The organism is Streptomyces griseocarneus, from assembly GCF_014655595.1.
Lineage (GTDB): Bacteria > Actinomycetota > Actinomycetes > Streptomycetales > Streptomycetaceae > Streptomyces > Streptomyces griseocarneus.
Genome location: NZ_BNBL01000005.1, coordinates 1 through 16,333, shown reverse-complemented (window position 1 = coordinate 16,333; position 16,333 = coordinate 1). Strand labels below are relative to the sequence as shown.

The following is a 16,333-nucleotide window of genomic DNA, read 5'->3' as shown; positions in this document are numbered from 1 at the left end:
GGTGCGTCGCGGCCCGGGTCAGCAGAGCAGCGCGCAGGTGGCGCGCGTGAACGTGTCCTTGCCGTGGTCGCGTACGGTGTGCGCGAAGGCCGCCCGCGGGTTGGCCGGTGCGGGGACGGTCGCCTGTTCGGTCATGCCGAGCGGGGCGAGGAGGGCGCGGGTCTGCTCGCCGACGCAGTGCACTCCCTTGTTCTTCAGGATGGTGTCGGCCAGCCGGCCGCCGAGCCCGTCCAGCGAGCCGCCCGACCAGGTCGAGACCTTGTAGTCGCCTCCCTCTGCCTGCTCGAAGAAGCGTACGTCCGCGCTCCCCTGACTCTCCGTGAGAAGAACGAAGATCCGGCGGCTCGAGAGCTCCATGTCCACGTTGTCCATTTTGTGAAGTATGGCCTCGGGGTCACCGTAGAAGTCGTGGACCTCCGGTGTCCAGGAGTAGGAGACGCAGCCCGCGGCCATCTCCTGCCGTGTCTCGCCTTTCGCGTGGGCCTGGGTGGTCAAGAGGAAAACCCCCAATCGTCGGACGCCGGTCTCCCGGCATGGATGGGCGAGTTCGCTTGCCCATCCTGCTCGGGGGGCCGCCCGAAGAGAACACCCGAGCCTTGTGGACCTTTGCGTTCCGGGAATGGTGGCCATGCGCGGCCTGACCGGCGGCGCCCGGGCGGTGCCATGCTGGGCCCATGCTGGATGTCCCCCACTTACGGGTTCTCCTCGCGGTGGCGCAGCACCGCTCGATCTCGGCCGCCGCGCACGCCCTGTCGTACAGCCAGTCGGCCGTCTCCCGGCGCATCACCGCGCTGGAGCACGACGTGGGGACGCCCCTGCTGCTGCGCGGCAGCCGCGGCGTCCGGCCGACCCCGGCCGGGGAGGCGCTGATCGAGCACGCCAGGGTCGTCATGCGCCAGCTGGCGCTGGCCGAGGAGCGCATCCGGGCACTGGCCGGGGCGGCCGGCGGGCAGCTGCGGCTGGGCGCGTTCGCCAGCGCCAACGCGGGCATCGTTCCCGAGCTGTTCAGGCGCTTCTCCCGGCGGCATCCCGCCGTCCGGCTGTCGTTGTGCGCGGGCGGGCCGGCCGATCACCTGGCCGCGCTGCGGGCCGGCGAGCTGGACCTGGCGCTGGTGACCGAGTGGGACCTGGCCGGCGAGCGGTTCGATGGCCTGTCCCTGCTGCGGCTGATGACCGACGAGCAGTACGTCGCCCTGCCCGCCGGCCACCGCCTGGCCGGGCCGGGGCCGATCGGCCTGCCCGAGCTGCGGGAGGAGACGTGGATCGAGGGGGCACACCCCGACTGCCTGGGCCCGCTGCGCGAGCTGTGCCTGGGGCTGGGCTTCGAGCCGCGGGTGGGGCTGCACTGCGACGACTGGTACGGCAAGCAGCGCCTGGTGGCCGCGGGGGTGGGCATCGGGCTGTTCCCCGCGCTCGCCGTGCCGGGCCTCGCTCCCGGCCTCGCGCTGCGCTCGCTGGGTGGCCACTTCCCGCCGCGCGACGTCTACCTCGTACTGCCGGACGAGGACAGCCGGGCCCCGGCCACCGGCCCGCTCACCGCCGTGCTGATGGAGCTGGTGGCGGAGGAGCCCGCGGCGCCCACCCCACTTCAAGATCGTTAACCGGAAGGGCTCCCCCCTTCACCATATTGAGGGGAAATCCGACTACCGGGCCCGGTTTCCGCGGGTCCGGCCCCTAGCGTGCCCGGTGACCGCCCGCCCGGCTCCGTCCCCGAAAGGCCGCGCACGCGATGCCGAACCCCTTTGAACTTCCCGACTTCTACGTGCCGTACCCGGCCCGGCTGAACCCCCACCTGGAAGGCGCCCGGGAGCATTCCAAGGCGTGGGCCCGCGCGTTCGGCATGGTCGAGGGCTCGGGCATCTGGGACGAGAGCGACGTCGACTCCCACGACTACGCCCTGCTCTGCTCCTACACCCACCCCGACGCCACGGGGCCCCAGCTGGACCTGGTCACCGACTGGTACGTATGGGTGTTCTTCTTCGACGACCACTTCCTGCACCTGTTCAAGCGCACCGGCGACATGGCCGGCGCGAAGGCCTACCTCGACCGGCTGCCCGCCTTCATGCCGCTGAGCGGGGACCCCGCTCCCCCCGAGCCCACGAACCAGGTCGAGGCGGGCCTGGCGGACCTGTGGGCCCGGACCGTCCCGTCGATGTCGGACGCCTGGCGCCGGCGCTTCCGCGAGAGCACCTGGCACCTGCTCGAGGAATCCCTGTGGGAGCTGTCGAACATCAACGACGGGCGGGTCGCCAACCCCGTCGAGTACATCGAGATGCGCCGCAAGGTGGGCGGGGCCCCGTGGTCCGCCAATCTCGTGGAGTACGCGGCCGGGGCCGAGGTGCCCGACGCCATCGCGGCGAGCCGCCCGATGCGGGTGCTCAAGGACACGTTCGCCGACGGGGTGCACCTGCGCAACGACCTCTTCTCCTACCAGCGCGAGACGGAGACCGAGGGCGAGCTGGCCAACGCCGTGCTGGTGCTCGAGCGGTTCCTGGGCTGCGACACCCAGCAGGCCGCCGACTCCGTCAACGACCTGCTCACCTCCCGGCTCCAGCAGTTCGAGCACACCGCCCTCACCGAGGTGGGGCCGCTGCTCCTCGAGCACGGCCTGGGCCCCTCGGAGTGCGCCGACGTCTTCGCCTATGTCAAGGGCCTGCAGGACTGGCAGTCGGGCGGCCACGAGTGGCACATGCGCTCCAGCCGGTACATGAACGGCGCCGCCGGCGGCGCACCCGCGGTGACGGGCCGGCTGCTGGGCGGCCCGCTCGGGCTCGGCACCTCGGCGGCCCGGGTGCTGCCCTCGATCGCGGCGAGCCTGCCCGCGCGGGCGCGCCGCCACGGTCACGAGCCGTTCAAGAAGGTCGGGCCGCTGCCGCTGCCGGACTTCCGGCTGCCCTACCCGACCACGCTGAGCCCCCACCTGGACGACTCCCGCCGGAACAACATCGCCTGGAGCCACCGGATGGGCATGCTGACCCCCTCCCCTGACGTCCCCTTCTCGGGGATCTGGGACGAGGGCAAGCTCAGGGACTACGACTTCGGGCTGTGCGCGGCCGGGATCCACCCGGAGGCCACCCTCGAGGAGCTCGACATCGCCACGGACTGGCTCACCTGGGGCACGTACGGGGACGACCTGTACCCGTACGTCTTCGGCCGCAACCACGACATGGTGGCCGCGAAGGCCTGCACCGACCGCCTTCCGGCGTTCATGCCGCTCGACGTCGGCGGCATGCCGCAGCCGCTCAATCCGCTCGAGCGCGGCCTCGCGGACCTGTGGACCCGTACGGCGACGCCGATGTCGCCGGACGCCCGCCGCACGTTCCGGGCCGCTGTCGAGGCCATGGTGGAGAGCTGGCTGTGGGAGCTGGCGAACCAGAAGGAGAACCGCGTCCCCGAACCGGTCGACTACATCGAGATGCGCCGCAAGACCTTCGGCTCGGACCTCACCATGGCCCTCGCCCGGATCGGCCACGACCGGACCGTGCCGCCCGAGGTCTACCGCACCCGGCCGGTCCAGGCCATGGAGAACGCCGCCGCCGACTACGCGTGCCTGATCAACGACGTGTTCTCCTACCAGAAGGAGATCGAGTTCGAGGGCGAGGTGCACAACGCCGTCCTCGTCGTCGAGGACTTCTTCGACTGCGGGCGCACCGAGGCCCTGGGCATCGTCGACGACCTGATGAATTCCCGCCTGCGGGAGTTCGAGCACGTGATCGCCACCCAGCTGCCGCTGGTCTGCGAGGAATTCGGCCTCGACGAGGACGCGAGCGCCGCGCTCATGGGATACGCGCAGGAGCTCAAGAACTGGCTGTCGGCGATCCTCACCTGGCACCGGCAATGCCACCGCTACCCCGAGGCGGACCTGCTGCGGCACGCCGCGCCGCCGGCGGCGCCCTCGTGGGGCGTCCCCGGCGGCCTGGGCACCTCCGCGGCCCGGATCGCCGGCCTGCTGGGCGCCCCGTACGGGCCCGGGCGCGGTCAGCCCGTGGGCACCCCGCCGGGGACGTCCAGCGCGCGGGTCAGCCTGCCGACGTCGGCGCACGCCCTGCCGTAGGCGGTGCCCTCGGGGTGCAGCGTGAGGACGACGACGATGCTGCGGTCGGCGGCGCCGACGGTGCCGGTGGTGTGCACGGCACCGCGGACGAGATCCACGCCGTCGGCCGTCACCGGCCGCCGTTCGGGGCCGGCAGGGGAGCGGCCCTGGGCGTCGAAGCCGGACCAGCCCTGTTTGACCGCCCACGGGCGGCTGAAGGCCGCCGGGATGCCGAAGGACTGGTCGAAGCCATCGGTCCCCCGGGGCGTGGCGCGGCGCAGCGGGTCCATGACGCTCTCGCGGGCCGGCGCGGGCGCGGCCTCGAGGAGGTACCGGTAGACGGTGACGGTGTCCGCGGCCGACAGGCCCGTGTAGCCCCAGAAGCCGGGGTGTTCCCCGGGAGGAGGAACGGTGTCGGCCAGCCCGAGCCGCGTCACCATGCGCTCGACGATCGCGCCGTCCCCGTTGCGCGTCCAGAAGTGGCTCGCCGCGTCGTCGTCGCTGCTGCGCAGCATGATGTCGAGGCGCTCGCGGTCGCCGGTGGTCAGGGCGTTGCGGGGCCCGCGGGACCACAGGTGGTCGAGGGCTATCAGCAGCTTGACCACGGACGCCGACCTGAAGCGCGCGTGGGCGTCGGCCCGCGCGGTGTACGCGCCGGTCCGCCGGTCGAACACCGCGATGCCGGCGCGTACGCCGGGCGGCACCTCGAGGTGTGCACGGGCCTTGGACAACGTTCCCCTCCCACGGTTTCGCGCGGCATGTCTGCGCGATGATGGGGCGCCGTCGCACGGCGGGTCACCGGTGTTCGGCCCACGTCGAAACCGTTCGGTACCGCCCGCCTGTCCGTTGTGCCCATGGCGGGAGAGAGCACGTGGCATGATGCGCTGACATACCGGCGGTGTCCGGTGTGCGGCCGGAGCGGTTCAGCGGAAGGGGAGTCCGATGAGCAGTCCCAACAAGGGGATCGGCACCGTGGTGGTGGCCCTCAGGTGGGATCCGAGCCCGGGTGGGGAGCCCGCTCACGACCTCGACATCATCGCCGCCACGTACCACGCGGACGACCCGTACGGCGAGCCCGCCTACCTGGTGCACTTCGACAGCCGCTCGCCCGACGGCACCATCACCCTCAACCGCGACAGCCGCACGGGGCAGGGCTTCGGCGACGACGAGGTCATGACCCTGGAGCTCGAGCGCTTGTCGTCCGGCTACGTCCGGGTCGTCGTGGGCGTGGCCATCCAGCAGCGCTGGGGGCGCAGGGTCTTCGCCGACGTGGCGAACGCCGGGGTGCGGATAAGCGAGGGGCGCACCGCGCTGCGGGTGGACGACTTCAGCTCGGTCGCGGACGCCACGGCGGCGACCGTCGCGGAGTTCGCCCGGGACTCCTCGGGCGCCTGGGGGTTCCGGGGCTCCGTCAACGGCTTCGACGCCGATCCGGCGATGTTCGCCAGGGTGATGGGCGCCGACCTGGGGTGACGGGCCCCCGCGTTCCGTAGCCGCGGCCCAGGGCCGTCCGGCGCCCCGGCGCGTGGGGGGCGACACTGGTGGTGAGCGGGCGGTGGAGGCCGCCGGCACCGGTGGTGACACGGAGGTGGTTCCGTGGGGGACGCGGTGAGCGGCGGTGCGCGCGGCACCGGCTCGGCCTACGACGCAGGCCCGTTCGTCCCTTCGGGGGCCGGGCTCGGGGCGCTGCGGGAGGCCGCGGCGGGCTGCCGGGGCTGTCCGCTGTTCCGCGAGGCGACGCAGACGGTGTTCGGCGCGGGAGAGCCGTCGGCCCGTGTGGTGCTCGTGGGCGAACAGCCGGGCGACCAGGAGGACCGGCAGGGCCGGCCGTTCGTGGGTCCCGCCGGGGGTGTGCTGATGCGGGCGCTCGACGAGGCGGGCATCGATCCGGCCGACGCGTACATCACCAATGCCGTCAAGCACTTCAAGTTCGAGCAGGCCGCGCGCGGCAAGCGCCGCATCCACAAGGCGCCGGGTCTGCGGGAGATCGGCGCGTGCCGGCCCTGGCTGGCCGCCGAGCTGCGGCTGCTGGACCCGGAGGTGGTGGTCGCGCTGGGTGCCACGGCCGGCAAGTCGCTGATGGGACCGTCGTTCCGGGTGACCCGTGAGCGGGGCGTGGCGCTGCCGATGCCCTCGCTGGACGGCGGCGGGAACGGGGAGGCGGACGGGGACGGCGGGGGCGAGGGGCTGCTGGTGGCGACCATTCACCCCTCGGCCGTGCTGCGGTCGGATCCCGCGGCGCGGGAGGAGGCGTACGCGGGGCTGGTGTCCGATCTGCGGGTCGCGGCGGGCCTGCTCGGCTGAGGGCGCCGGCCGGCGGGCGGAGCGGCTTCACAGTTCGCGCAGTGCGGGCAGGAGCTCCTCCTGGGCCCAGCGCAGATAGCCGGCCTGGTGGTCGCCGCCGATCTGGACGAGGGCGATCTCGGTGAATCCGGCGTCGGCGTACTCGCGTACGGCCTCGACGAACTCCTCCACCTTCGCTCCGCAGGGGATGGACTCGGCCACCTGCTCCTTGGTGACGTGCCGGGTCGCGGCCTCGAAGGAGGCGTCGTTGGGCAGCTCGGCGTTGACCGGCCAGCCCAGTCCGGACCAGCGGAACTGGTCGTGGGCGCGGTCGAGCGCGGCGTCGCGGTCGGGGTCGTAGCAGACGGGCAGCTGGCCGACGCGGGGCTTGCCCGCTCCCCCGTGCCGGTCGAAGGACTCCAGCAGCTCCTTCTTGGGCTCGACGGCGATGACCAGGTCGGCCAGCCGGCCCGCGAGCCGGCAGGAGTCCTCGCCGGAGACGGCGATGCCGATGGGCGGGGGCTCGTCGGGCAGGTCCCAGAGCCTGGCGTGCTCGACGTCGTAGTGGGGGCCGCGGTGGTTGAGCGTACGGCCCTCGAAGAGGGCCTGGATGATGCCGACGGCCTCGGCGAGCATCTCGTGGCGGACGCTGACGGCGGGCCAGCCGCCGCCGACGACGTGTTCGTTGAGGTTCTCGCCCGAGCCCAGCCCGAGCCGGAACCTGCCGCCCGACAGCAGCTGGACCGTGGCCGCCTGCTGGGCGACGAGGACCGGGTGGTAGCGGACGGTCGGGCAGGTCACGTAGGTCATGAGCGGGATCCGCGACGTCGCCTGCGCGGCGGCGCCCAGGACGGCCCACGCGTTCGGGGCGTGGCCCTGGGACGCCAGCCAGGGGAAGTAGTGGTCCGAGGTGACGGAGAAGTCGAAGCCCGCCTGCTCCGCGCCCACCACGTGCTCGACGAGGTCCCGGGGGCCCGCCTGCTCGGTCATCATCGTGTAGCCGATTCGCACCATACGAACCGGTTTCCCCGGCCGGCGGAGGGAAACCCGGCTCAGGGCGCGAGACCACCCGCTTCGACGAGCGCGAACGCCTCGACCTCCAGGAGCAGTTCGGGGCGGAAGAGGGCCACCACCTGGACGGCGGAGCTGGCGGGCGGGCGTGCGGCGTCGATGTATTCGTCCCGCACCACGCGGATGGCGGGCAGCTGGGCGATGTCGGTGACGTAGTAGGTGAGCTTGACGACGTCGGCGAAGGAGGCGCCGGCCGCGGCGAGGCAGCGCCGGAGGTTCTCGAAGACCTGCCGGGCCTGCGCCGTCACGTCCCCCGTGCCGACGATCTCGCCGTGCTCGTCGAGGGGCACCTGGCCGGAGATCGCCACCATGCGGCCGGTGCCCGTCACGACGTGGGTGTATCCCGTGGCGGGGGCGACGCCCTCGGGGGCCGGTATGTGCGTGATCCGCGTGCGCTGCGTCTGCATGTGCTGTGTCTGCTGGTGCATTGACACATCCTCACCCGTCGGGGGTCGCCCTGACCAGGGAGGAAGTCCCCGAGCCGGAGGGGACCGGACGGAGCGTTGATCGATGGCCCGCACACCCATATGCTTGCCTAAGGTAACCATATGACCGTCGCCTGGAGCCGCACATGCACGCCGCCCGACCCGCCTTCCGCAGCTACGCCGAGGAGATCCTCGAGCATCTGAACGACGCCCCCGAGCGGGAGGTGTTACTCCACCAGGGCCGGCGCGTCACCGGAGGCGAGCTGCGCGCGCTGGTCCACCGTCTGGCCCGCGCCCTGAAGGACCGGGGCCTCGGCCGCGGCACGACGGTGACCCTGCTGGGCGGGAACCTGCCGGAGGTCATCGCCGTCCGCTACGCCGCCCACCTCCTCGGCTGCCGCGTCAACCACCTCTACAACAAGCTCTCGGCCGAGGCCCAGGCCGCCATCGTGCGGGACGTCGAGACGCGCGCCCTGATCGTCGACCCCCGGTACGCCGGCCGCGCCGCCGAGGTGACGGCGCAGGCACCGGTCGGCGCCGTCCTCACGCTCGGCCCCGCGCCGGAGGGCGAGGACCTGCTGGCGGCGGCCGCCGGGCTGCCGGACGGGCCCGTGCCCGGCGAGGCGCGGCCGGGCGACGTGTGCACCATCCGTCACACCGGTGGGACGACCGGGCACCCCAAGGGCATCTGCACCACGTTCGACCAGGTCAACGACCTCGGGGCGCTGCAGGGGGAGCACGTGCGCCGGCAGCTGGTGTGCACCACGCTCGCCCACGTCGCGGGCATGTTCACCGACATCACCCTGCGGGCGGGCGGCAGCGTGGTGCTGCAGGAGGACTTCGACCCCGCCGCCGTGCTCGCCGCCGTCGAGCGGGAGCGCGTCACGGACCTCTTCCTCCTCCCTCCCCTGCTGTACCAGCTCATGGACCACCCGGACGCGGACGCCACCGACACCTCCAGCCTGCGCTCGCTGGTCTACGGCGGCTGCCAGGCCTCCCCCGCCCGGCTGGCCGACGCGGTACGGCGCTTCGGGCCCGTGCTCACGCAGTTCTACGGGCAGAGCGAGGTGGGCGGCATCAGCCTGCTGATGCCCGGTCAGCACGACCCGGAGCGGCGGCCGGAGCTGCTGCGGACCGCCGGTCAGGTGCTGCCCGGGGTCGAGGTGGAGATCCGCGACGAGGCCGGGCGGGCGCTGCCGCGCGGGGAGCACGGCGAGATCTGCGTGCGCTCGCCCCACATCATGCAGGGGTACTGGAAGCAGCCGGAGCTGACCGCCGAGGTGCTGCGCGACGGCTGGCTGCACACCGGTGACGTGGGCCTGCTGGACGACGAGGGCTTCCTGACGGTCGTCGACCGGCTCAAGGACATGATCATCGTGGTGGGCGGGCACGTCTACACCTCCGAGCTCGAGGACCTCCTCAACTCGCACCCCCGCGTCCGGCAGAGCGCCGTCTTCGGCGTCCGGGACGCCGACCGCATGGAGCAGGTGCACGCGGTGGTCGTGGCCGGCCCGGACGCCGGCGTCGACGAGGCGGAGCTGCGGGAGCTGGTGCGCAGGGAGCGCGGGGCGATGTACGAGCCGGCGTCCATCACCTTCGCCGCCGCGCTGCCGCTCACCGATGCCGGCAAGCCGGACAAGACCGCGCTGCGCCGGGACGCGGCGAATCGTTACGCCTTGGCCTCCGCGTAACGCTCCACGACCGCCGTCGTGAACGGGAACCGCACGGGCGTGTCGCCGAAGGCGATGCGCCCGGCGCGGTCCCCCGCCGTGCGGAGAGCGGTGGGGGACGCCGGCGCGTCGTCGACCGAGACCGTGACGGAGCCGACCAGGACGCGGTGGTCGGAGCAGAGCGCGCCACCGCACTGGGTACTCGGGGCGAGGGAGTCGGCCGAGTAGGCGCCGGCGATCCTGTCCTCGCGGGCGAAGATGAAGTCGATCTTCGCGCCGGTGCCGCAGGGGCCGGCGTCCTGGGGATCGGGCGTGCTGACGGTCGGCTCCCCGTAGCCGGCGCAGTGCGCCGGGTCGTTGTCGTCGAGCTCGTGATAATGCCCGGCGTTGCGGTCGTTGTGGGGCGTGTTCACGCCCGCCGAGTAGAAGTCGTCCATCCGGCCCCAGTCCGGCTGCATGTTGAAGTCGCCGGCGAGGATGACCGTGTCGCCCCTGCGGTGGTATTCCTCCAGCTGCGCGCGCACGGCGTCGACCTGGCTCTTCCGGTACGCGTCCACGAAGGTCAGGTGCGTGGCGCAGAACCTCGCGTGCGGCCTGTCCTTCAAGGCCGCGCACAGGAGCTTGCGCTTCTCCCGCTTGCCGTCGTCGGGCAGCGTGAACCGGTCCGCGGGGCCCAGGGGCCGCTTGCTGAAGATCGCGACGCCCTGCTCCTCGCCGCCGCACACGGCGTGCCCCGCGGGGTACGCCCCTTCGAAGCGCGCGAAGTTGGCGCCGTCCACCGGCCAGCCGGCGTCACGGAGCCTGGTCACCAGCGCCCGGAACTGGCTCGCGCACACTTCGTTGAGCGCGACGAAGTCGGCGTCACGCCCGCGGATCGACGCGGCCGCCGCGTCGACCATGCCGTTCGTGGTCGAGTTGTGGTTCATGGCGTCGCCGGCCACGTTCCACTCCCAGACGGTGTAGGTGGCCGTGCTCTTCGGGCTTTCCGGCGTTTCCGGTCCCGCCGCCGCGAAGGACGGCGAGGACAGGCTCGCCCAGGCCAGGAGGGACGCCGCCAGGACCCTTAAGACACGCATGAAGTCTCCACTCGGATCGAAGTTGATCAAGGCCTTCATGTTCCCTCACGCGCCGGTCGGGGTGAATCGTTACGCCTTGGCTTCCGCGTAACACTCCACGACCGCCGTCGTGAACGGGAACCGCACGGGCGTGTCGCCGAAGGCGATGCGCCCGGCGCGGTCCCCCGCCGTGCGGATCGCCTCGGCCACCGCCGGCGCCTCCTCGCGGGGACAGTGGACGATCACCTCGTCGTGCTGGAAGAACACAAGCTCGGCGCGCAGACCGGCGATGGACTGCCGCAGCGAGGCGAGCACGATCAGCGCCCAGTCGGCCGCGCTGCCCTGGACCACGAAGTTGCGCGTGAAGCGGCCCCGGGCCCGGGTGCCGGCCGTGCCGCCGTGGGCGGGCGCGTCCCGGTCGTCCTCCTGCGGGATGCCGGCCTCGTCGTGGAGGGCGGTGGACGAGGGCGGGCAGGTGCGGCCCAGCCAGGTGCGGACGAGCCGGCCCTCCTCCCCCGCCCGCGCCGCGTCGTCGACGTGGGCCACGGCGCGCGGGAAGCGGCGGCGCAGGTCCGCCATGTGCTTGAGGCCGTCGCCCGAGGTCTGGCCGTAGATCGCCCCCAGCATGGCGAGCTTGGCCCGCTCGCGGTCCCCGGAGAAGGCGCGCTCGGCGAGGTCGGCGTACAGGTCGCGGCCGCTGCCCGCGACGTCCATCAGCCCGGGATCGCGCGAGACGGCGGCCAGGACGCGCGGCTCCATCTGGTCGGCGTCGGCGACGACCAGCATCCAGCCCGGATCGGCGACGACCGCCCGCCGGATCACCCGGGGGATCTGCAGCGCGCCCCCGCCGTTGGTGGTCCACCGCCCCGACACCGTGCCGGCCGGAAGATACTCGGGCCGGAAGCGGCCGTCGCGCACCCAGGTCTGCAGCCAGGACCAGCCGTGGGCGGTGTGGAGGCGGTAGAGCTTCTTGTACTCCAGCAGCGGCGGGACGGCCGGGTGGTCGATCCGGCGCAGCTCCCCGGCGCGGGTGGAGGACAGGGCGATGCCCTCGCGGGCGAAGGCCCGCACGACCTCGGCGGGCAGGTCGGGGCGTACGCGCACGCCCTCGCCGAAGGCGCGCGAGACCTCGTCGGCGAGCTCGGCCAGCCGCCGGGTCTCCTGGCCGCCGGGGTAGCGCTCGCCCAGCAGGGCGTGCAGCAGGTCCCGGTGCACGTCGGCCCGCCACGGCAGCCCCGCCCGGCCCATCTCGGCCGCGACCAGCATGCCCGCCGACTCGGCGGCGGTCAGCAGCCGCATCCTGCCGGGGTGGGCGGTCCGGTCCGTACGGGCGAGCTGGCCCGCGTACACCTCCAGCAGCGCCTCGAGGCCGTCGGTCCCCGGCGGCAGCGGCACCGGCCCCGGCTCGAAGAGCGACGGCTGGGCGTCGGCCGCCCGCACCGGCGGGTCCTCCGGCACCGGCAGCCCGCGCAGCCGGGCCCAGGCCGCGGCGAGCGAGCGCGGCTGGCCCGACTGGCCCTCCTCGTGCCCGATGAGCAGGGCCTCGGCGGCCTCGACGTCGTAGCACCGCTCGACGCGCACACCGGCCGCGAGCAGCCGGCCGTACGTCCGCGCCGTGGACCGCCACACCCAGCGCTCGACGCCGGGCCGCGCCCGCACCGCCCCGGCCAGGTCCGGCGCCGTCTCCACGAGCCCGGCGGCCCGCCCCTCGCCGTCGACCGGGCAGAGCCGCACGCCCTCGTCACCCGCATCCGCCACTGCCCATCTCACGTACGGGAGTGTCGCACCAGGGTCTGACAACGCGGCGCGAGCGGGCCGGCCGGTCTCTGCGCGGGGCCGGTCAAATCCTCCCGCCGGGCCGGTCAGTCCTCCTGCAGGACGGACAGGATGTTGCCGTCGGGGTCGGTGAACCAGGCGATCAGCGGGCCGCCGCCCCGGAAGATGCCCTTCTCGTCGGCCACCATGCCGGGGTAGCGCTCGAAGGTCACCCCGCGCCGCCCGAGCTCGTCGACGGCGGCCTCGATGTCGGGCACGGGGAAGTTGAGGATCGTGTAGGTGGCGGGGGTGTGGTCGGGCTTGGGGTAGATCAGCACTTTGGTGTCGCCGGCGAGGTTCAGCCACAGCAGGCTGTCCTGCCCGGACACCTCCACCCCGAGCGTCTCGGCGTAGAAGCTCCTGGCCATCCCGAGGTCCTTCACGGCGAACCCGCTGAACGCCTTGGTGTTCTCGAACATGCCCTCCTACCTTCCGCGCGGCCGGACAGCCGAAGCACCCCGCCGCCCGGACGGGCGAACCGTCCGGGCGGCAGGGTGGGGCAGAGATGCGGGGCGGGTCAGACGGACACCGGCGTACGGTCCTTCGTCGTCTCGTCGGCCACGACCGGTTCCGGTTCGGGGGACGGCTCCGGGGCCGGGCGGGCCGGGGGGCGGCGGACGGCGGCTATGCCCACGCCCGCCAGCACGGTCAGGCCGCCCAGGCCGGCCAGCGGGGCCGGCAGCGCGCCCAGCAGCAGGGCGTCCAGGGCCAGCGCGGCGACCGGCACGGCGTACAGGACGAGGGAGCTCGTCGACGCGGTGGCCGCGCCGAGCACGCGCGACCAGGTGCAGAAGGCGAGGACGGTGCAGCCGAGCCCGAGCCAGATCACGGCGGCGCTCTGCTGCCAGCCGGCGGTCACCAGGTGCCCGGCCGCCTCGGGGGCGAAGGCGAGCAGCGGGAGGAGGCCGAAGAGGCTGCCGTAGAAGATGCAGTCCATGCCCGAGTAGCGGCGCAGCAGGGGCTTTTGGAGGATGAAGGACGTCGCCTGGGCGGCGGCCGCCAGGACGATCATGCCCATGCCCGTCCACGAGCCGCCCCCGTCGCCGCTCGCCGTCGCGACGACCAGGGCGCCGCACAGGGCCACCAGGAGGCCGGTGACGCCCCAGGCTCCGGGGCGTTCGCGCAGGACGAGCATGCCCAGGGCGGTGGCGAAGACGGGCGAAGTGGCGACGAGCATGGCGGCCGTGCCGCCCTCGACGTGCCGTTCGCCCGCGTAGAGCAGCAGCTGATAGGCCGTCATTCCGGACAGGCCGAAGGCGGCCATGCGCGGGATGTCGCCCCGGCCGAGGCGGCTGATGCGGCCGGTGAACAGGGCCGGGAGCAGGAAGAGGACGGCGAAGGCCAGGCGCAGGACGGCCATGGCCGTCGGCGGGTAGTCCTCCAGTGCGATGCGGATCGCGGGAAACGCGGAGCCCCACAGGATCGCTGTGGCGGCCATGAACTTCCAGGGAGCCGCCGTTCGGCGTTCGGCCACCAACGCAACACACCGCCTTCGGTATCGGATGCGGAAGAGGGCGGGAATCGCCACCTCTTCGGACGTCGCCGAAGCTACCGAGAATCGCGCTATAAGTCGAATAATGAATTCCGTCAAGACCTCAAAGAAATCCTTTGAGGTCTTGACGGAGGGCGGTGCCGGAGGGCGGCCGGGGCCCGGTTCCGGCTAGCTCGCGCCGCCGTCGAACGGCCGGGTCAGCACTTCCAGGTAATGACCGCCGGGGTCGGTGAAGTACACGCCGCGGCCCCCGGCATTGTGGTTGATCTGGCGCGGGATCTTCCGGGCCGGATCGGCCCAGTAGTCGGCCCCGGCCCGCCGGATCCGTTCGAAGATCCCGTCGAACTCCTCCTCCGGCACCAGGAACGCGTAGTGCTGGGGGGTGATCTCCTCCCCCTCGCCGACGGTCATGAAGTCGAGGGTGACTCCATTGCCGGTGGCGACGGGGACGAACGGCCCGAAGGGGGCTCCGGCCTCCAGGCCCAGGATGTCCGCCAGGAAACGGGCCGACTCGTGCTTGTCACGGGAGAGAACGATGGTGTGGTTCAGCTCGATCGACACAGGGGTGCCTCCAAGAGCGTCTCGCGGCACCTCGGGCGCCTCACCGGGCCGGTGAGGACGTTCGATGCCTCATCGAAAAATCATAGTCCGGCCCCGCTCAACTCCCCCGCCGGTGCGAGCCGTCGGCGGGCGAGCCGGAGCAAGGCCCGCACGATGAACGGGTGCACATGCCGGACGACGGCGAAACCGAGCCGTCCGGCGAGGCGGTGGGTCCTGACTGCCGTACCGGGCGTCATGAGGTCGCACGGCCGTACGGTGCCGTACGGTCGCCCGGCGACGCACCCCCGCCGCCCGTCCGCGCGCCGCACGGATGGCCGCACCGCCGCGCCGGTGCGGGCGGCTGCTCGTAGGGTCGGGAAGGGAGACCCGACGGCAGAGGAGCACGGTGATGAGCGGTGCCGAGAGCGCGGACCACGTCAGCGTTCACCTGACCGGATGCGCGGACGACGACGCGGGCGTGGTCTTCGGCGTCCTGGAGGACGCGTTCCCCGAGGGCACCGGCCCGCCCCGCCCGGAGAGCCGCCCCGCCCGCCCGGGAGCCGCCGCCCCCACCGTCTGGTGCATGGTCGTCGACGCGCGCACCCGCCGCGCTCCGCGGGCCGCGGGGCAGGCCCTGGGCGGGCCGGTCACCGTCGACCTCTTCGGCGCCGCCGACCCCGTGCGCCAGGTCAAGGAGGAGCTGGCGGAGGCCTTCGCCGTCGAGGACCACGGCACCGTCCCCGGCGAGCACGAGCTGGAGGCCCGCCTCCGGCTGACGGCCCGGCCCGCCTAGGTTCTGTCCGGCGGATCATGTGACTTCTCCATGCCGGGCTCGTTGTGCCCGGCATGGTGTGGGGCGATCTCACCAGCACGCCGCCGGAGCCCGAAAGAAGCCGCCCCGTGTCCCGGGAAAAGATCGACGCCTCGGCAGCACCTCCCCGACGAAGGACTCGGGCGTTCCCGGGGCGGGCTGACGACGAAGATCCACCTGGTCGGCGAGGGCGGGCGCCGCCCACTGGGCCTGCTGATCACCCCGGGCCAGTGGGGCGACGCCCCTCAGCTCATACCGGTCATGGAGCGCATCCGCGTCCCGCGCCCGGGCGGCGGACACCCGCGCACACGACCCGACCGGGTCGGCGGCGACAAGGCCTACAGCTCCCGCCGCAACCGCTGCTACCTGCGCAGACGCCAGATCAAACACACGATCCCGGAGCCTCGGGACCAGCGGGCCAACCGCCGCCGTCGCGGCAGCAGCGGCGGCCGCCCACCCGCGTTCGACAAGGAGGCCTACAAGCGCCGCCACGCGGTCGAGCGCACGATCAATCGACTCAAGACCTTCCGGGCCGTCGCGACCCGCTACGACAAGCGGGCCTACATCTTCCACGGCACAGTCGCCGTCGCAGCGATCCGTCTCTGACTACGACCATGATCCGCCTGACAGAACCTAACTCAGGTAGAAGACGTCGAAGTTTCCGTCGGGCCGGGGGGCGATGGTCGCCTCGCCCGGGCCCTGGGGCGGGTTGATGTTGAGGAAGTGTGCTGCGAGCTCCGCGTTCGGCTGGATGCTGACGCGCCAGATCTTCGTCCCCGCATCGCCCTCCATCGCCAACGACTTCTTGAGCTCCGCGTCAGCCGCGCTGATCTCGGGCATGGCCTGCTCCTTCGCTTGGTGGCCGAGAGCGCCGCCCCGACCGGGCGGCAGCTGGAAGCTAGCACCGGAAACGGCCGAAACGCGGCACACAAGCGGCGGTTCGATACCGAACCAGGTGGCGTTCCGCCGGGCGGCCTACAGCGGGGACGGGCCGGGCGCGCGGGCCCGCCGCCGGCCTCCGCCCGCACGCGCCCCGCCGGTGGTCGATCCACCAAGATCCACCGGACAGGCCCTAGGGCGTGTCCGCAAAGTCGGTGAGCGCGTTGTCTGGTCGTGGTGCGTCGTCATGAGCTGACTG

The 16,333-nt window shown here is 72.9% G+C and carries 15 protein-coding genes and 2 pseudogenes; 7 read left to right on the top strand and 10 right to left on the bottom strand.

The genetic code is table 11. The features are described from left to right. Positions 1-18 precede the first annotated feature (18 nt). Positions 19-495: a hypothetical protein gene (locus IE295_RS14095; RefSeq protein WP_190063969.1), complete on the bottom strand. Its 477-nt coding sequence runs from the start codon at positions 493-495 to the stop codon at positions 19-21. 179 nt (positions 496-674) lie between these two features. Here IE295_RS14095 and IE295_RS14090 point away from each other — a divergent pair, with 179 nt between their 5' ends. Continuing rightward, positions 675-1,601, top strand: a complete 927-nt coding sequence (locus tag IE295_RS14090; RefSeq protein ID WP_190063968.1) for a LysR family transcriptional regulator — start codon at positions 675-677, stop codon at positions 1,599-1,601. Positions 1,602-1,729: 128 nt separating this feature from the next. Further along, on the top strand, positions 1,730-4,054 hold the full coding sequence (locus tag IE295_RS14085) for a family 2 encapsulin nanocompartment cargo protein terpene cyclase (RefSeq protein WP_224323595.1): 2,325 nt from the start codon (positions 1,730-1,732) through the stop codon (positions 4,052-4,054). Here the strand turns inward: IE295_RS14085 and IE295_RS14080 are convergent. Continuing rightward, positions 3,979-4,764 carry a hypothetical protein gene (locus IE295_RS14080; protein WP_190063967.1) on the bottom strand — a complete coding sequence of 262 codons (786 nt, stop codon included), beginning with the start codon at positions 4,762-4,764 and terminating at the stop codon, positions 3,979-3,981. The two genes, IE295_RS14085 and IE295_RS14080, sit on opposite strands and share 76 nt — an antisense overlap. Positions 4,765-4,975: 211 nt before the next feature. Between IE295_RS14080 and IE295_RS14075 the strand changes: the two genes are divergently transcribed. Both IE295_RS14075 and IE295_RS14070 read left to right on the top strand, forming a co-directional pair. Next, positions 4,976-5,506, top strand: a complete 531-nt coding sequence (locus IE295_RS14075; RefSeq protein WP_190063966.1) for a TerD family protein — start codon at positions 4,976-4,978, stop codon at positions 5,504-5,506. A 123-nt stretch (positions 5,507-5,629) separates the two neighbouring features. Continuing rightward, positions 5,630-6,337 carry a UdgX family uracil-DNA binding protein gene (locus IE295_RS14070; protein ID WP_224323596.1) on the top strand — a complete coding sequence of 236 codons (708 nt, stop codon included), beginning with the start codon at positions 5,630-5,632 and terminating at the stop codon, positions 6,335-6,337. Positions 6,338-6,364: 27 nt separating this feature from the next. Here the strand turns inward: IE295_RS14070 and IE295_RS14065 are convergent, their stop codons facing one another. Further along, the gene (locus tag IE295_RS14065; RefSeq protein WP_190063965.1) at positions 6,365-7,330 is read right to left on the bottom strand and encodes an LLM class F420-dependent oxidoreductase; all 966 of its coding nucleotides are present in this window, start codon (positions 7,328-7,330) and stop codon (positions 6,365-6,367) included. Between the two features lie 38 nt (positions 7,331-7,368). Continuing rightward, positions 7,369-7,815 carry a RidA family protein gene (locus tag IE295_RS14060; protein WP_224323597.1) on the bottom strand — a complete coding sequence of 149 codons (447 nt, stop codon included), beginning with the start codon at positions 7,813-7,815 and terminating at the stop codon, positions 7,369-7,371. 143 nt (positions 7,816-7,958) lie between these two features. Between IE295_RS14060 and IE295_RS14055 the strand changes: the two genes are divergently transcribed. Beyond that, complete coding sequence (locus IE295_RS14055; protein WP_190063964.1) at positions 7,959-9,503, top strand: AMP-binding protein; 1,545 nt, start codon at positions 7,959-7,961, stop codon at positions 9,501-9,503. A gap of 158 nt (positions 9,504-9,661) precedes the next feature. On the opposite strand, the pseudogene IE295_RS14050 reads toward IE295_RS14055, so the two are convergent. The 5 genes and pseudogenes from IE295_RS14050 to IE295_RS14030 all read right to left on the bottom strand — a co-directional run. After that, positions 9,662-10,558: pseudogene (locus tag IE295_RS14050) on the bottom strand (endonuclease/exonuclease/phosphatase family protein); the annotation flags it as partial. Between the two features lie 69 nt (positions 10,559-10,627). Continuing rightward, positions 10,628-12,307, bottom strand: a complete 1,680-nt coding sequence (locus IE295_RS14045) for a bifunctional 3'-5' exonuclease/DNA polymerase (RefSeq protein WP_190063962.1) — start codon at positions 12,305-12,307, stop codon at positions 10,628-10,630. Positions 12,308-12,399: 92 nt separating this feature from the next. Further along, on the bottom strand, positions 12,400-12,771 hold the full coding sequence (locus IE295_RS14040) for a VOC family protein (protein ID WP_190063961.1): 372 nt from the start codon (positions 12,769-12,771) through the stop codon (positions 12,400-12,402). Positions 12,772-12,869: 98 nt separating this feature from the next. Further along, positions 12,870-13,790 (bottom strand): DMT family transporter, encoded by a 921-nt coding sequence (locus IE295_RS14035; protein ID WP_190063960.1) that lies wholly within the window; start codon positions 13,788-13,790, stop codon positions 12,870-12,872. Between the two features lie 222 nt (positions 13,791-14,012). Beyond that, positions 14,013-14,405: a VOC family protein gene (locus IE295_RS14030; RefSeq protein WP_190063959.1), complete on the bottom strand. Its 393-nt coding sequence runs from the start codon at positions 14,403-14,405 to the stop codon at positions 14,013-14,015. Between the two features lie 388 nt (positions 14,406-14,793). Between IE295_RS14030 and IE295_RS14025 the strand changes: the two genes are divergently transcribed. Continuing rightward, the gene (locus IE295_RS14025) at positions 14,794-15,177 is read left to right on the top strand and encodes a hypothetical protein (protein ID WP_190063958.1); all 384 of its coding nucleotides are present in this window, start codon (positions 14,794-14,796) and stop codon (positions 15,175-15,177) included. A gap of 64 nt (positions 15,178-15,241) precedes the next feature. Beyond that, a pseudogene (locus IE295_RS14020) lies at positions 15,242-15,801 on the top strand (IS5 family transposase); the annotation flags it as partial. A gap of 27 nt (positions 15,802-15,828) precedes the next feature. On the opposite strand, the gene IE295_RS14015 reads toward IE295_RS14020, so the two are convergent. Continuing rightward, on the bottom strand, positions 15,829-16,035 hold the full coding sequence (locus IE295_RS14015; RefSeq protein ID WP_190063957.1) for a hypothetical protein: 207 nt from the start codon (positions 16,033-16,035) through the stop codon (positions 15,829-15,831). Between the last annotated feature and the right edge of the window lie 298 nt (positions 16,036-16,333).

Bases quoted from the DNA above. Each gene is read 5' to 3' on its own strand.
- IE295_RS14090 (WP_190063968.1), top strand. From the start codon at position 675: ATGCTGGATGTCCCCCACTTACGGGTTCTCCTCGCGGTGGCGCAGCAC.
- IE295_RS14085 (WP_224323595.1), top strand. From the start codon at position 1,730: ATGCCGAACCCCTTTGAACTTCCCGACTTCTACGTGCCGTACCCGGCC.
- IE295_RS14075 (WP_190063966.1), top strand. From the start codon at position 4,976: ATGAGCAGTCCCAACAAGGGGATCGGCACCGTGGTGGTGGCCCTCAGG.
- IE295_RS14065 (WP_190063965.1), bottom strand. From the start codon at position 7,330: ATGGTGCGAATCGGCTACACGATGATGACCGAGCAGGCGGGCCCCCGG.
- IE295_RS14060 (WP_224323597.1), bottom strand. From the start codon at position 7,815: ATGCACCAGCAGACACAGCACATGCAGACGCAGCGCACGCGGATCACG.
- IE295_RS14055 (WP_190063964.1), top strand. From the start codon at position 7,959: ATGCACGCCGCCCGACCCGCCTTCCGCAGCTACGCCGAGGAGATCCTC.
- IE295_RS14040 (WP_190063961.1), bottom strand. From the start codon at position 12,771: ATGTTCGAGAACACCAAGGCGTTCAGCGGGTTCGCCGTGAAGGACCTC.
- IE295_RS14035 (WP_190063960.1), bottom strand. From the start codon at position 13,790: ATGGCCGCCACAGCGATCCTGTGGGGCTCCGCGTTTCCCGCGATCCGC.
- IE295_RS14025 (WP_190063958.1), top strand. From the start codon at position 14,794: ATGAGCGGTGCCGAGAGCGCGGACCACGTCAGCGTTCACCTGACCGGA.
- IE295_RS14015 (WP_190063957.1), bottom strand. From the start codon at position 16,035: ATGCCCGAGATCAGCGCGGCTGACGCGGAGCTCAAGAAGTCGTTGGCG.